This window comes from Shewanella surugensis, from assembly GCF_023284005.1.
Taxonomy (GTDB): Bacteria; Pseudomonadota; Gammaproteobacteria; order Enterobacterales; family Shewanellaceae; genus Shewanella; species Shewanella surugensis.
This window is the reverse complement of the sequence record NZ_JAKIKS010000022.1, coordinates 28,836-44,080: the sequence shown is the minus strand read 5'-3', so window position 1 is coordinate 44,080 and position 15,245 is coordinate 28,836. Positions and strand designations below refer to the sequence as shown.

Annotated in this window: 15 protein-coding genes; 9 read left to right on the top strand and 6 right to left on the bottom strand. The window is 39.7% G+C overall.

Annotated features, from left to right (window positions below; genetic code table 11):
• Window positions 1–14: 14 nt before the first annotated feature.
• The 3 genes from fliG to fliE all read right to left on the bottom strand — a co-directional run bounded on the left by fliG (window position 15) and on the right by fliE (window position 3,182).
• Window positions 15–1,055, bottom strand: a complete 1,041-nt coding sequence (gene fliG, locus L2764_RS07730) for a flagellar motor switch protein FliG (protein ID WP_248939645.1) — start codon at window positions 1,053–1,055, stop codon at window positions 15–17.
• Complete coding sequence (fliF, locus tag L2764_RS07725; protein WP_248939657.1) at window positions 1,048–2,742, bottom strand: flagellar basal-body MS-ring/collar protein FliF; 1,695 nt, start codon at window positions 2,740–2,742, stop codon at window positions 1,048–1,050. The genes fliG and fliF overlap by 8 nt, the downstream gene beginning before the upstream one ends.
• Before the next feature lie 80 nt (window positions 2,743–2,822).
• The gene (fliE, locus tag L2764_RS07720; protein WP_248939644.1) at window positions 2,823–3,182 is read right to left on the bottom strand and encodes a flagellar hook-basal body complex protein FliE; all 360 of its coding nucleotides are present in this window, start codon (window positions 3,180–3,182) and stop codon (window positions 2,823–2,825) included.
• 317 nt (window positions 3,183–3,499) lie between these two features.
• Between fliE and L2764_RS07715 the strand changes: the two genes are divergently transcribed.
• Entirely contained in the window at window positions 3,500–3,943 is a 444-nt protein-coding gene (locus L2764_RS07715; protein WP_248939643.1) for a hypothetical protein, read from the top strand.
• Window positions 3,934–4,707: a Zn-ribbon-containing protein gene (locus L2764_RS07710; RefSeq protein ID WP_248939642.1), complete on the top strand. Its 774-nt coding sequence runs from the start codon at window positions 3,934–3,936 to the stop codon at window positions 4,705–4,707. Before L2764_RS07715 ends, L2764_RS07710 begins: the two co-directional genes overlap by 10 nt.
• A gap of 30 nt (window positions 4,708–4,737) precedes the next feature.
• On the opposite strand, the gene syd is transcribed toward L2764_RS07710, so the two are convergent.
• On the bottom strand, window positions 4,738–5,406 hold the full coding sequence (gene syd / locus L2764_RS07705; RefSeq protein WP_248939641.1) for a SecY-interacting protein: 669 nt from the start codon (window positions 5,404–5,406) through the stop codon (window positions 4,738–4,740).
• A 59-nt stretch (window positions 5,407–5,465) separates the two neighbouring features.
• On the opposite strand from syd, the gene queF reads away from it, so the two are divergent.
• The 6 genes from queF (at window position 5,466) to L2764_RS07675 (ending at window position 11,955) form a co-directional block, all read left to right on the top strand.
• Complete coding sequence (queF, locus tag L2764_RS07700) at window positions 5,466–6,326, top strand: NADPH-dependent 7-cyano-7-deazaguanine reductase QueF (protein WP_248939640.1); 861 nt, start codon at window positions 5,466–5,468, stop codon at window positions 6,324–6,326.
• A gap of 1,232 nt (window positions 6,327–7,558) precedes the next feature.
• The gene (locus tag L2764_RS07695; protein ID WP_248939639.1) at window positions 7,559–8,272 is read left to right on the top strand and encodes a thermostable hemolysin; all 714 of its coding nucleotides are present in this window, start codon (window positions 7,559–7,561) and stop codon (window positions 8,270–8,272) included.
• 9 nt (window positions 8,273–8,281) lie between these two features.
• Window positions 8,282–9,745 (top strand): AMP-binding protein, encoded by a 1,464-nt coding sequence (locus tag L2764_RS07690; protein WP_248939638.1) that lies wholly within the window; start codon window positions 8,282–8,284, stop codon window positions 9,743–9,745.
• 42 nt (window positions 9,746–9,787) lie between these two features.
• Window positions 9,788–10,456: an iron-containing redox enzyme family protein gene (locus tag L2764_RS07685; protein ID WP_248939637.1), complete on the top strand. Its 669-nt coding sequence runs from the start codon at window positions 9,788–9,790 to the stop codon at window positions 10,454–10,456.
• A gap of 26 nt (window positions 10,457–10,482) precedes the next feature.
• Complete coding sequence (locus tag L2764_RS07680) at window positions 10,483–11,268, top strand: SDR family oxidoreductase (RefSeq protein WP_248939636.1); 786 nt, start codon at window positions 10,483–10,485, stop codon at window positions 11,266–11,268.
• A gap of 21 nt (window positions 11,269–11,289) precedes the next feature.
• Window positions 11,290–11,955 (top strand): tetratricopeptide repeat protein, encoded by a 666-nt coding sequence (locus L2764_RS07675; RefSeq protein WP_248939635.1) that lies wholly within the window; start codon window positions 11,290–11,292, stop codon window positions 11,953–11,955.
• Between the two features lie 72 nt (window positions 11,956–12,027).
• Here L2764_RS07675 and L2764_RS07670 read toward each other — a convergent pair whose 3' ends face one another.
• Window positions 12,028–12,621, bottom strand: a complete 594-nt coding sequence (locus L2764_RS07670; RefSeq protein WP_248939634.1) for a CHRD domain-containing protein — start codon at window positions 12,619–12,621, stop codon at window positions 12,028–12,030.
• Window positions 12,622–12,685: 64 nt separating this feature from the next.
• Entirely contained in the window at window positions 12,686–13,369 is a 684-nt protein-coding gene (locus L2764_RS07665; protein ID WP_248939633.1) for an outer membrane protein, read from the bottom strand.
• A gap of 500 nt (window positions 13,370–13,869) precedes the next feature.
• Here L2764_RS07665 and L2764_RS07660 point away from each other — a divergent pair, with 500 nt between their 5' ends.
• On the top strand, window positions 13,870–15,105 hold the full coding sequence (locus L2764_RS07660; protein WP_248939632.1) for a GEVED domain-containing protein: 1,236 nt from the start codon (window positions 13,870–13,872) through the stop codon (window positions 15,103–15,105).
• The last annotated feature ends 140 nt before the right edge of the window (window positions 15,106–15,245 follow it).

The following is a 15,245-nucleotide window of genomic DNA, read 5'->3' as shown; positions in this document are numbered from 1 at the left end:
AACCCGTTAAAAAATTATAAGAACTCGTCATGTCCACCTCCAGCCAACATCAATTCACCGCTGTCACTTAAACGACGTGCTATGGATAATATTTCCTTCTGTGCCACTTCGACTTCACTGATCCGAATAGGCCCCATAGCCTCTAAATCATCTCGCAACAGTTCAGCCGCTCTTTTAGACATATTATTGAGCATTTTATCCCGAAGTTGATCATCCGCCCCTTTCAATGCTTTTAACAAAACATCTTGCTGCACTTCTCTGAGCAAAACTTGGATCCCCATGTCATCAACAATATTTAAGTTTTCAAAAACAAACATAAGATCTTGAATTTGCTGCGCCATTTCTTCATCGGACTCACGCATGGTCCCCATGAGATGACTTTCAACGCCGGTATCGAGGTAATTCATAATACTGGCCGCCGCTTTTAATCCGCCCATTTTGGCAGCTTGCGCGCCCCCTTGACCCGCAAACTGTTTCTCCATGATGTCATTCAGTTCTTGCAGAGCCGCTGGCTGTACCTCTTCGAGATTAGCAATTCGCATCATCAGGTCAAGACGGGTATTTTCGGGAAATTGCGCAAAAATCTCGGCAGCTTGATCGGGTTCTAAATACGATAAAACAATGGTTTGAATTTGTGGATGCTCATTTTGAATAATGGTCGCCACTTGACGAGCATCCATCCATTTAAGCGAATCTAAACCTTTCGCACCGCTCCCCATAATGATCTGATCAATGAGATTGCCCGCCTTATCTTCGCCTAAAGCGGCGGTTAATGCCTTACGAACAAACTCTTCACTGTTAAAACCTATAGAGGAGTATTTCTGAATATCATCAAGAAATAATTTATGGACACCAATCACTTTCTCTTGACCAAAATCTTTCATGCTCGCCATGGCCATACCGACTTTTTGTACTTGTTTGGGTTCCAAGTGCTTTAAAATCGACGCCGCATCGGCCTCGCTCAGGCTCAACAGTAAAATAGCGGTTTTCTCTATACCGGTCAGCTCACTGAGATTCTCAGTCGTTTTTATCCCCGTCGTTACATCGTTACTCATCGTTTAATAACCAATTTTTGACCACTTGAGTCGATAATTCAGGCTCATTGGCCACAATCGCGCGGATGGCTTTTATCATGTCGTCATCCTTATGCAGGTTGGGAATTAAAATAGAACCATCATCGGCATAGCTGTATTCTGCTTCGGGTCGCTCTAACATGCCTAACGTATCCGCAGCGTATTGATCTTCAATTTCAGCGAGCTCATCCCCTTGGGGTTTATCCTCTAACAATAATGGCGCTTCAGGGTCAATAAGGCGTTTTAGCATGGGGCGCACCACGGCTAAAATCAGTACCAACACCACTAATGCGCCCAACAGTAATTTGACCGCTCGCCAAAACCAAGCCTGTTCCCATATCTGAACGTCTTTAGGCGCTGGCATTAACTGCTCAAGAAAAGGCACCGACACCACTTCAATAACATCGCCACGCTGGGCGCTGAACCCTATCGCACCTTCCAATAAACGACGGATATTGGCGATTTCCGCTTCACTTCTAGACACACGATTAATCGAACCATCTTCAAGTGGCTGATCCGTTTTGAAATCAATGGCCACAGATACACTCACACGGCTTAATGTGCCGACTTGCTGACGGGTGTGACTGATAGTGCTATCGAGTTCAAAATTACGCGTCGCTTCTTTATGCGTCGCGCCGCGATTGTTTAATGTGGCACTATATTGACTGGCTTCTTCTGGAATTTGCGCATCCATCGGCGGCTGATTCGACAGGGCACCGGGGATCCCGCCATTCCTCCCTGCCACAGTATTATTTTCCACTGTCATTTCACTGCGTAATGAAGGCTGCTGAGGGTTATAACGTTTGGCCGTTTTTTCAACAGCGGTGAAGTCCATACTGACATCCACTTGGGCGGTAAAGTTTTCAGGCCCAAGAATAGGCATTAAAATGGACTCAATTTTATGTCGGTATTCAGACTCTTTTTGTTGGACTAATTCTTGCTCTCGGCGCGCTCTTGCTGATGCCGCATCTTGGCTGCCTGAATTGAGTAAACGCCCATTGGCGTCGGTAACAGTGACCTTAGTCGGCTCTAAATCGTGCACCGCTGATGCCACTATATCCACGATAGCATCGATTTCTTCTTGCCCTAACTGGCGTCTGCGTGTATTCACCACCACAGTCGCACTCGGTTTAGCACGATTTCTGGCAAATACATTTTCTTTGGGCAGCGCTAAAATCACTTTCGCCTGCTCAACATTTTTAAGGGCTTCAATCGCTCGCGCCAAATTAAGTTCTTGGCTGTATTTCAGCCGTGCTCGCTCCATGCGTTGACTCACGCCAAAGCCACTGTCTTTATTTAAAAAGTCTTCATTTTTACTGCTATGGTCAATCCCCGCGCGACTCAGAAGCATTTTAACATCTTGATATTGACCTTCGGGGACTTTAACCAGATCGCCTTGAATTTTATATTGAATATTATTTTTATCTAATTCATCAAGTACTGCAATCATCTCCTCAGTCGTCATTTTAGCTAAAGGGCGAAATTCACTCTCTTGGGCCCAGATCATAATGGCCACAGCCAAGGCGAGACAAATGACTAAGGCTAAAATCATAGTCACTTGTTTTAATACATCGCCTCCACCTAGGCTGCCCAACAAACCGATTCTTTCTTCCTTTGGCTCACCGGATTGATTGCTCTTAGCTAAAGCGGGATCATTGCCTACTACTATTATATCGGTACTCACAATCGCTTATTATCCTCAACAATCATTCACTTCATGATCAAACGCTTAGTATCTTTAGGCAATGGCTAAACGGGCATACTCATGATTTCTTTATACGCATCGACCAATTTATTACGCACCTGCACTGTGGCTTCAAAGACTACACTGGCTTTTTCACGTGCAATCACTGTATCGCTTAATGTCACACTCGAATCGCCCATATCCAGTTTTTGTGACATTTGGCCCGCATTGGACTGTAAGCTATTCACATTACCGATGGCTTGAGACAGTAAATCACCGAAATCACTCCCTGCGGTATTTTGTACTTGCTGACTGATGGCGGGCATGATGCTGCCCTTTTCCATCTCATTAGTCCTATTTTTTGTCTCTAATTGCTCATTAATCGCCTGCATTTCTTGCAATAACGGATTGCTACTCAACTGCATCTTTTCTCCTTAGCACTGCTCTCACCCAGCCGAGGCTGATCACATGGGTCCATTAACACAAACATTTTTCAGCGCTTCGAAGTAAGTGTTCACTTCACAGATTATTGTATTCAAAAACCGCGACGAAAAATTGACGCTTGTTGCTCTATCATTGAAAAAGCAATATCTCGGCCACTTTTAAGAAATCTTTAGAAATATTTTCAAAAAATCACTCAATGACGTCACCTTAGCGAATAAAACACGCTAAGAATGAGCCTTAATAAATCTGCTCAAGCATGTTAATATTGTCCGCTTAAAAGCGTTTAACGAGATCTCACATGAGTCCGCTAGAAAATATTATTATGACCGCGCATCACATCGAAAGCCAAGGCAGACAACCGAGTTTAGCGCTCATTAAACGTCAGCTCGGCACCCAGTTTCCCATGCCTTTACTTATTCAAGGATTGCAGCAGTATAAAAGCCTGTCAGATCTTGAAAAACAGCAACTATCTCAACACGCAATGGCCTTAGATAAACAAAACCATGCCCATGCTGAAACTCCCCATTCGAGTACCACAGAACAACATGCCACCGAAGCTCATACTCAACAGCAGGTGCTGCAATTGACACAACAAATCACCCTGCTCAAGCAAACACTGGGGCAATTAACCCAGGAGCATCAAGCGCTGCAAGTACGAGTGACTCAACTTGAAGTCCGTCAAAAAAACCAAAGTAATAGCAATAGTGAAATGCCAACAGGAAACAACTCCCCATGCAAGTGATGGAACTCAGATTTGAATGCTTTGCCGACACCACCATTAGTGCAGCCGAAAAAGCCATTAATCATTTACTCGAGGCCCTACGCGCCAATGGCCAAATCTTGGGGAGAGAATTTGCCGTCGCGTTTAATGATGGGGAGTTTAAAGTCAGATTATTAATGCCTGAAAAAACCAGTCTCAGTCATAAATACCATAGCCCTTGGGTTAAACAGGCATTAGTCGCATTAACAGAGGCTAAGCTATTAGCACCAAGAGAAAAATATATAGGCCAAGATATTAACTCTGAAGTGAGCTACACCGAAGTGCCCAGTTGGCAGATCATTTACACCAGCTATGTGCACATGTGCTCGCCCCTTCGCAGTGGTGATACGCTACAACCAATCCCATTGTATCAAATACCCGCGACCTTTAATGGTGATCACAAACGGGTGATCCGCTGGCAAACTGAATGGCAAGCCTGCGATGAACTGCAAATGGCGGCAGGAACGAAAGCAGAATTTTCGGCTTTAAACGAGCTAACGTGTCACAAAAGCGATCTGTTTCGTCGTGGCTGGGACATACGCGGACGCATTGAATATTTAACTCAAATCCCGACGTATTATTACTTGTATCGAGTCGGTGGAAAGAGTCTTGAAGCCGAACTCAATCGTCCCTGCCCACGCTGTGGCAATACTGAGTGGCGAGTCGAGACTCCACTATTAGAGCTGTTTCATTTCAAATGTGATGATTGCCGCATCGTCTCGAATATCTCTTGGGACCATCTTTGATTCAATTTATCAAAAATAAGCAATCTATGATTAACGGCCACGTAAACTCTCACGTAAATGTTGATACATGCTTTTAAAGCGTTGCCAAATACCAGGATGATCGGCCGCCCCCTCCATTGCCTCTTCTAACTCGTGGTAAGTTTTAGCGGGGCTGACTCTTGGCGTCAGTTGGCTGATAAAATCATTCAAGCTATCGGCTAAACAGGTAGACTGCACTTCACCCGGTTTTTCTATCCACACACTGCCATCATCATTATTCACTGTGATCATGGTATCGTTTTCGTCAAACACGCCGATAAACCAGGTTAACGGCTGTTTTAACTTTTTCTTCATCATTAAATGACCAATGATATTTTGTTGTAAACATTCAAAGTCATTTTGGTTCCACACCTGTAAAATTTCCCCCTGCCCCCATGAAGAATCAAACATCAAAGGGCCGGAAAAATAATGCCCATAAAGCGCATCGATATCAGTATGCAAAGAAATTTTTAAAGCTTGATTCAGATTATCAAAGTTACCCGCTTCATCTCTTATCACACTAACCCATTGAACAGGTTCATCTTGAGTCAAATTAACCTCGTCAAGAATACAATCAGAATGCTCACCTTTGGCAAAAAAACGAGGACACTCATTTAATTGTTCTTGATATGCCTGATGGTAGGCGTTAAAAAAATTTGTTAATGCAGGTAAAGAAGACACTGAGGATAATTCCAAAATCAGTTATAATGATGGCCTATTTTGACACGGAAATTGTATTGATGACACAAGATCATGATCCTTATGGTGATGCTCATGAACTTTCAGAGCTCACGCTAGGTAAAGCCAGCGAATACGAATCTATATATAACCCTAAGCTATTGCAAGGTGTCCCAAGGACATTGAATCGAGACGCCATCGCATTAACGGCCGATAACTTGCCTTTTAAGGGCAGTGATATCTGGACGGGATATGAATTATCTTGGCTGAATCCGAAAGGAAAGCCCATGGTGGCAATTGCAGAGTTTTCTCTGCCTTTCAATACAGACAACCTTGTTGAGTCAAAATCGTTTAAACTCTATCTGAATAGCTTTAATCAAACTCATTTTGACAATATCAAAGAGGTACGTGAGACCTTAATCCGCGATCTCAGCGCTTGCGCCCAAGGTGAAGTGAGTGTCAATATCATCGAACCAAGACAATTTTCAAATCAACGCATTATCGATCTTCCCGGTACTTGCATTGACAATTTAGATATCGAAGTCGATAACTATGACTTTAATCCTGAGTATCTACAAAATAGTACCGATGATAAAATCATCGTCGCTGAAACACTCAATTCCAATCTCTTAAAATCAAATTGTTTAATCACCCATCAACCTGATTGGGGTAGCGTCATGATCCGTTATCAAGGCCCTAAAATCAATAAAGAGAAATTACTGCGTTATCTCATTTCATTTCGCCAACACAATGAGTTTCATGAACAATGTGTCGAACGGATCTTTGTCGATTTAAAACGCTTTTGCCAATGTGCCAAGTTGACAGTCTACGCCCGATATACGCGCCGTGGTGGCCTGGATATCAATCCATATCGCAGTGATTTTGAAACGCCATCAGATAACCACCGAGTCGCCAGACAGTAGTCATTCAATTCGCTGCCATCAATAGTCATTAAGAATTGATATTCAAATATGCAATAAACGAAGTCTAATACTTCGTTTATTGATTGATTATTTTTGTTCAGCCCGCTGGTTCTTTTTCTTCTATTATACTTTTCTATTTCACTCTATTATCTACTCCAGATCGCAGTGACTTACGAAATATTGACAAATTAGCCTGACAATATGAGATCTATCTCTAGTCTCCAATTTAATCATCTATGAACAATTTTACCTTTTCGCGACTGATCCCCATTCTACTCAATAGCGGGTGATGGGGATCAATTAACCTGAACTCAGATTAAGCCGCATCACTGAATAGCGCTATTTCCGTCCCGACCTGCATTATAATGCTTAGTAATAACAGTCTATTACGCTCGAAACTCCCCTTGATATCGACAAATATGTCAGCACTCACTAGGTAATCCATAATGGCAATAATTTAATAAATAAAAAGTAAGCCTGACACTCATTATCTCAAGCTCAGGTTAGTTAACGCTAATGAATATGTCATCAATAAATATTTTTATTTCATCTTATTCTTTAATATGAATAAAACATTAATTTTTTTTAACCTTAAAGAATCTTAGTAGTAGCCTTAATATGACATTCAAGATAATGAAGACTAAACCTTATGATTTAAAAATAATCACAAAAAAAATAAACGCAAATTATTCAATAACTTAATAATTTTAAAGGGTAAAATAACATCTAAAAACATAGTAAACAATACTGATATTGATTCTTATTAGTAACAGTATTACATATTTATTTAAAATAGCCAGTTCGTTTTATAAACAAAAAAATGAATTTTATTACTTACCATTACTTATATATCAAAATTTGTATATTTTTTTTAAGAGAATATTTGAACTTTACTTACTTAAAACTGACTGACTATATACATGAACAATAAAAAATTGACCTTTACTGACATGCAATAAAATATAAGTAGACGTTATTAATAGACTATTACTACCCCTAATTGATATTTTAGCGGCATCCATTATATTGACATTTAAAAAAGACACGCTATTAATTTATATTGTACTGCATGAACGGCAGTTAAAATACAAACATAGTTAACATGTCAATTGTATAATAATATTTATTACAAACAACATACATAACTCAATTTATTTATAATATAGAAAGACTGGACTTATAATTAAAACAACAAATAGACCATATTAAATTTAATATTCTAGGAGATATTTATGCTTCAAACTCATTTGAATCTGGACTATTCTAATGAAAAAGTGAAAAATCAATTTTTCAAAAAAAATCATATCGCAATACAGCAACACCAGTTCCATATTCATATCAATACGAATTCTCAAAGAGAGAAAATAGAATGCTATATCGCTAGGAAATTTCAACAAATACATCAAGCAAAAATCACTCATTTCATGCCCATTTTACTTGAAATGTCATTAAAAGAGCACCCTCAAGCGGTGGTCGGTTTAATGCCAGGATCCTCAGAAAAATTTTTTCTAGAACAATATCTTTCTGTTGCTGCTGAAACGCTTATCTCAACTGTCACACATCAACCCATTGAACGCCATTCCATTGTCGAGATTGGAAATTTAGCGATCACACACAATGGCTCTGGATTAATTTTATTTAGCCTTATGGCTAATATGCTTATCAATGCCCATTATCAGTGGATCATCTTTACCGCCACAGACGAAGTGAAACGCCTCCTAAGACGCTTAAATATAGAACTCATACCCATTGCAGATGCTCATCCCGAAATAAATCAAAATCATTGGGGGAGTTATTATAATAATAATCCCCAAGTGATTACTGCAGATTTGAAAAAAATCACCGCCAATAATGCTCAAATATTAAATCGTATCAAGAAAAAGTATCAAAATAATATCGATGAGATCTCTCGCCAATTTATTAAAAACCCATCCTCCTCTCGTTAGGTAAAAGCCATGACATCAATCACTCATAAATTACGTCAAATAGGGAAACAACTTCCCTTAGAGCAGCCCGCACTCATCAATGACAAAGAAAGTCTTTCTTATAATCAATTAGCGAATCGAATATCTAAAATAAGCTATTGGATCACATCATCGAAGATTAATGTTATTGGCCTACATATTCAAAACAGTATCGATTGGGTTGTGATTGATTTAGCTTGCCAAGAGGCTGGGATTATTTGTGTCCCATTACCCACTTTTTTTAGCCAAGAACAACTTATTCATAGCATTCAGAAAACTGGCATTGACATTCTATTCACCGAAAATGCGAATATTCAATCTCATTTTATTAATTCACATCAACAAATCTCCCCGATTGGATTAACAGCCACACTTTATACTTTATTATTAAATACCAATATTAATGTTTCTTTCCCTAAAGGCACGCAAAAAGTCACTTTTACATCAGGCTCTACAGGCACGCCAAAAGGCGTGTGCCTGAGTATGGAGCATCAGTGGCAAGTGGCAGACTCATTAGCCTCAACGACTCCACTATCACAAACAAGACATTTATGCTTACTGCCACTCAGTACATTACTTGAAAATATTGCCGGGGTTTATGCCCCTCTACTCAATAGCGGCAGCATATACCTTAGTGATGATAATACCCGTGGTATGGGACAGAGTTCTCAACTTGATGTGAACACTTTTTTAGCACATTTATATGATCAAGCCCCCAATAGCATTATCATTATTCCTCAATTATTGTCTGTTTTAATTCAAGCCTGCCAGCAAGGTTGGCAAGCCCCCTCCTCTTTGCATTTTATTGCCGTTGGAGGCGCAAAGATATCGGCAGATTTAATCACCCAAGCCCAAGCTTATGGGTTACCGGTTTACCAAGGGTATGGTTTATCTGAGTGTGGGTCGGTTATCTCATTAAATACACCCAATGCCAATCAGCCCTATAGTGTGGGGAAAACGCTATCTCATTGCAGAATTACCATTGAAAACAATGAAATTATTATCGAAGGTGCATGTCATTTAGGTTATTTACATCACCCTAGCACTTGGTACCCAAAGAAAATATTTACCGGAGATACGGGTTACTTTACCGATGGCTATTTGACCATCAATGGCCGATTAAAAAACACCTTAATTACCAGTTTTGGACGTAATATTAGCCCTGAATGGGTGGAGTCCGAACTCACTGTGTCGATAATAACGCAATGCATGGTTGTTGGTGATGGCCAACCTTATTTATCGGCATTAATCAGCACTGCAAAACACACTTCTCATTCACAAATACAAACTTGGATTAATCACGTCAATCAGAAAATGCCTGATTATGCGCAGATCCATTCATGGATCCGCATTAATGAATCCGCTTGGCGTCCACTCTCGACGCCCAATGGCAGATTACATCGCCCCAGCGTCAGCCAAAGATTTAAGCTTGAAATACAAAATTTTTATCGATAACGCATTCATTACTTAACACCACCAAATATAACGGGCTTCCTTATGAAATTTTTTGATCGCTTACAAAAAGAAACTCAACAAAGTCGTGACTACCTTTTCACGGCCCCCATCATTCACCGTGCGATGTCTGGGGATTTTACCTTAGAGGATTATGCAGCCTTCTTACTTCAAGCCTATCATCATGTCAAACACACCACGCCTTTATTAATGGCCACAGGATCTCATATCGATGGGTCAAGAGAATGGCTTAGAGATGCTGTAGCTGAATACATAGAAGAAGAACTCGGCCATCAAGAGTGGATTTTAAATGATATTACAGCTTGTGGATTCAATAAAGAAAAAGCGCGTAATAGCAAGCCAAACATGTCAACAGAACTTATGGTTGCATATACTTATGACTCGATTAATCGTGTCAGTCCACTTACTTTTTTTGGACTGGTACAGGTATTAGAAGGCACAAGCATTCAAATCGCCGATCAAGCGGCTCAGAAAATACAGCATCACTTAGCGTTACCCCAAAAAGCCTTTAGTTACTTGCATTCTCACGGGCAACTCGATCAGGAACATATCAAATTTTTTGAAAAACTGATGGATAAAATTGAAGATGAACAAGAGCAACAACAGATCATTCATGCCGCTCAACGTTTCTATCATTTGTATGGGGATATTTTACGCGAATTATCACCGGAACAAGCCAAGACAATTGCATAACTCTTTCCCATATTTAAGGTGATATCATGAAATTACAAGATAAATGCGTATTATTGACTGGCGCATCCGGAGGAATTGGTTACGCCATTGCTAAAGCGCTTGATATTGAAGGTTGCCAGTTATTACTTACTGGTCGCAATCAAGAGAAACTGCAAGGTTTACTCAATACATTGAGTGGAAATAAACATCAGATCTTATGCGCCGACTTGACGCTTACCCGTGATCGCCAGCAATTACTCACGAGGGCAAAACAACTCGACTGTGAAATAATCATTAATGGATTAGGTGTTAATCAGCTATCTTTATTAACACAAGCGACAGATAGCCAAATAGAAGAAATGATGGTAATTAACTTGCAGATCCCTATTCAACTTTGTCGAGGGTTTATACCATTGTTAAATCAAAAAAACGATCCGACCATTGTCAATATTGGCTCAATATTAGGCAGTATAGGCTATGCAGGATCAACGCTTTATTGCAGTAGTAAATTTGGCTTAAGAGGGTTTACTGAATCCTTAAGACGTGAATTAGCCGACACCAATATCCGAGTGATCTACTTTGCTCCACGAGCAACCAATACCGAACTGAACAACCAAAAAAATCAGGCCATGAATCAAGCCTTGGGTAATCAGGTTGACGAACCTAGCGTTGTAGCCAACACCTTAGTGCACTTGTTAAAGCAGAAGAGAGCAGTCACTTACTATCTAGGTTGGCCTGAAAAATTATTTGTACGCTTAAACAGTCTATTCCCTCGGCTAGTCGATAAAGCCCTATTAAAGCAATTACCCATTATTCGCCGTTTCACGGCTTAAACACAACCTTTCTGGAGCACTATGATGAAACGCTACTTTTATACAAAAACGATGGTAATGACCATCGCGACATTAACCCTCTTTTCAACAGCCACATTTGCTGCGCAAACCAGCCAACAAGCCATAAGTAATCTACAAAAAGAGTGGGCTGTCGATAACTATCAGCTTAAAGATGATGCTCAGGAAGCTGCCTTTACTCAACTCATGAAAAAAGCCGATGAAGATGTCGCAACATTTTCAGACGATGCCGGCATACATATTTGGCGAGGTATTATTTATTCAACTTATGCAGGAATCACTGGCGGAATAGGCGCTTTAAAATATGCAAAATCTGCAAAATCTGACTTTGAAAAAGCCCTATCACTCGATCCTCTCGCGCTAAAAGGTTCAGCTTACACTAGCTTAGGTATGCTTTACCTACGCGTACCTGGCTGGCCAATCGGTTTTGGTGATGATGATAAAGCACAAAGCTTGCTCAAAAAAGGGCTTAAAGCCAATCCCAATGGCATAGATGCAAATTATTTTTATGCCCAGTATTTGATGGAAGAAGATGAATATAAACAGGCAAATAATTATTTAGAAAAAGCACTACTCGCCCATGCTCGCCCTACCCGTCCACTGGCTGATAAAGGCAGAAGAGAAGATATTCAAAACTCGCTGGCTGACATAAAAAAAGAACTGGAATAAAACATTATTTCAGCGATATTGCTTGTCTTAAAATGACACTATCGACAAGCAATATCCTGCTGGTTGGGCTAGTTATTGACCTACAGGCTGTAAATAACCATTAATTTCCCCTTTCATATTCAGTTTAGTATGCAGGTTAAGGTTCATTGTCCCTGTTTTTAGCTCCTCAATGGCACTGGGCTCGACATGTTCCCACTCCCCTTTAATATAACCACTATTGCCCACAGGACAATCACCCGTTAAACCTTCTCTGCCTTGATTATCTTTAGTTTTAGGCCAATCTTTTACCATTCCTGGTTTTTCAGGCTGACCACAAATGGTCTGAACAATGGGATTACCTTGTGGATCTTTAGAATGAAAATGCGCCATCACTAAGCCTTCACCCGATAATCCACTGTAACTAATGTAAAAACGTAATGTTTCTTTTTTAATATCATAAGTGAGCACAGCAAAACCACTGGCATCTTTGGGCGTATTAGCCTCCACAGCTTTGCCATCCAATTTTTTTTCCAATAAAGATGACAAATCCACTTTGAAAGTTAAATAATTATTGTTACTCGCCCGTCCCTCCGCATTTCCACCTTTATGGCCATGGGCATACACTACGCTCATAGCACTGAGTAAAAGAGCAAAACTCGATAATAATAGTATTAATCTCTGTGTCATTGATTTCATAATTTCCCTTTCATTCGTTAATTTTTAATTTAATGATTTAAATTAATCTGTTTTTTTAAAAACGATAGCTCATATTGACACCAAAGCTATTAATTTGATAATACATAAAATCTTCATAGCCACTACCACCTTGTATTTCGTAACTTAGCTCAGTTGAATTAAGGTGTTTATATTCAAAGCTCAACTTCAATTTATGGTTAATGTCATAGCTAAAACCCATGGTCAATTGATATGCCATTACATAATCATCTTGGGAGACATAATTACTGATATCCATGTTCACACCAATCAAACCTAAACCCACCCCGATAAAAGGTTTAATCGGTAGCTGTTTTATTTTCCAGTCATAATATAGGTTGCCTAAATATGTTGTCGCACTGCTTTTGGTTGAATCTAACGAAGAAGTACCCGTTTGAGCCGTTTTCATATCATTATTATAATGATCAATACTGAATGCTACCCGCCACTCATGAGCTTGATAGCCTAAGGCTCCGCCGAAATTTAACCCAGGATCATAAGTCATTTGAAGCCCGCCACCAATCTCTCTAACTGTTACATCACCATTGTAATAAACATCTTGATTTGACTGAAAATTAGCACCTACAGACAGTTGCGCATACACGGCTTGCCCGGGCATTCTACCCGACTTTTTCTTGTGATGATCTGCTATAGCAAGCGTAGAAAATAGACTTGCTAAAAAATAGCTTGAGATTAACAACATTAGCTTTATATTTTTCATAATCATTCCCTATTACATTATTAATAAATAACGTCATCAAGTTAACTCCTTGGTTCTTACCTATGATTAAACAACATATACCAACAATTTTAAATAATATAAAAGATACTGAACAAAAGCATTAGCTATGAACGCTACCGACTATATTTTCAATTATTTAGCATTATAAATATCCTTTTAATATTCTTTAATCATTAAACATGTACATAACGACTAGTCATTAAGTACTAACGTCAACAATATTATTTTTAATACTTTTGTTTTTAATGAAAATATCACCTTACCGTGTTATTTAATATATTGTTCTATATTAATCTGATGACAGATCGCAAAATCAATTAAATATATTCATTTCAGACTCCTCTGAAATAGGCTCATCTGAATAGCCTAGTTAATTGGCATTTAAGAATGGACTCTGCTTAGGGCCGATCAAGTAATTTCGTGGTATTAGATGATCCAAAACACAATGACATATTCATCCACAAACGGAGAAAAATGGAATGCACTCACGTAAAATGATAACTTTATTGCTGTTACTCTTTTCCTTCATACTCAACATTCATGCTGTTAAGGGCACCACATTTGCCGCTATCGGCGACTATGGGGACAGTGGCTCAGCTCGCTCTGATGTCGCCAACTTGGTTGACAGTTGGAGCCCAGAGTTCATTATCACTTTAGGCGATAATGATTATGAATATAATTACAATGTCTCTGTCGTGCCTTACTATGGCGACTATATAAGCGATACCTGTACCCAGAACCGTTTTTATCCCTCATTTGGTAATCATGACTGGAATGGCACCAATGGCTATGATGATGTCTTTCCTTGCACCGATAGCAATTACCAATTCACTAAAGGTAATATTGAATTTTTCACCGTTAACAGTGATTCCCTCAGTAATAGCCAAATAACATGGCTACAAACAGAATTAGGTAATTCAACAGCCACTTGGAAAGTAGTTTTCTTCCATCATCCACCTTACTCCAGTGGCGGCCATGGCAACAACAGCTTTATGCAACTCGATTATGTCAACTGGGGAGCAGATTTAGTCCTCGGGGGTCACGATCATTCCTATGAACGTATAGAGCGCGATGGTATCCACTATTTCGTCAATGGATTGGGCGGGCGTGGCATATACGATTTTGACAATTGCTGTGTCTCTGGCAGTCAAAAGCGCTACAACAATAATTACGGGGCGATGCGCTTTGATGTAATGGGTAATGATATGCGCATACGTTTCATCAATCGTAGTAACAGTACTATTGACGATATCACTCTCACTAAAAACCCCGATAATACCGACCCTAATTATTGTGATGTCAGTGGAGGCACCGATTATGAATACATCAATAAAATCGCCATTGCCTCGTTTGAAAACCATTCCAATGGCAGCGGAACGAATGGCTATACAGACTTCACCGCGCAAACGATTTCCTTAAGCGCCAACAGCAATACGCCGATCACCTTAACCCCAGGGTTTGTACAAGGTGCTTATACTGAACATTGGAAAGTTTGGATCGATCTCAATCAAGATGGAGACTTCACTGATAATGGTGAAACAATCTTAAGTGACTTATCTGGCAGCACTGAATTAAACGATCAAATCACACTCTCATCCGCGATGACGGGCACCACTCGGATGCGTATTGCCATGAAATACAATAGCGAACCTACCTCGGCTTGCGGTTATATTGGTGATGGAGAAGTCGAAGATTATACGGTAACGATTAAATAAAGCTTGCCACTCACTCTCAAGTTCGAGCATTTAAAATCATATACGATAAAATCTACGACATGGCGCATAAATAAGATATCACTCATTTATGCGCCAATATTTCTATTTACTCATGAGAAAAGTTAAAATTACTTTACTCG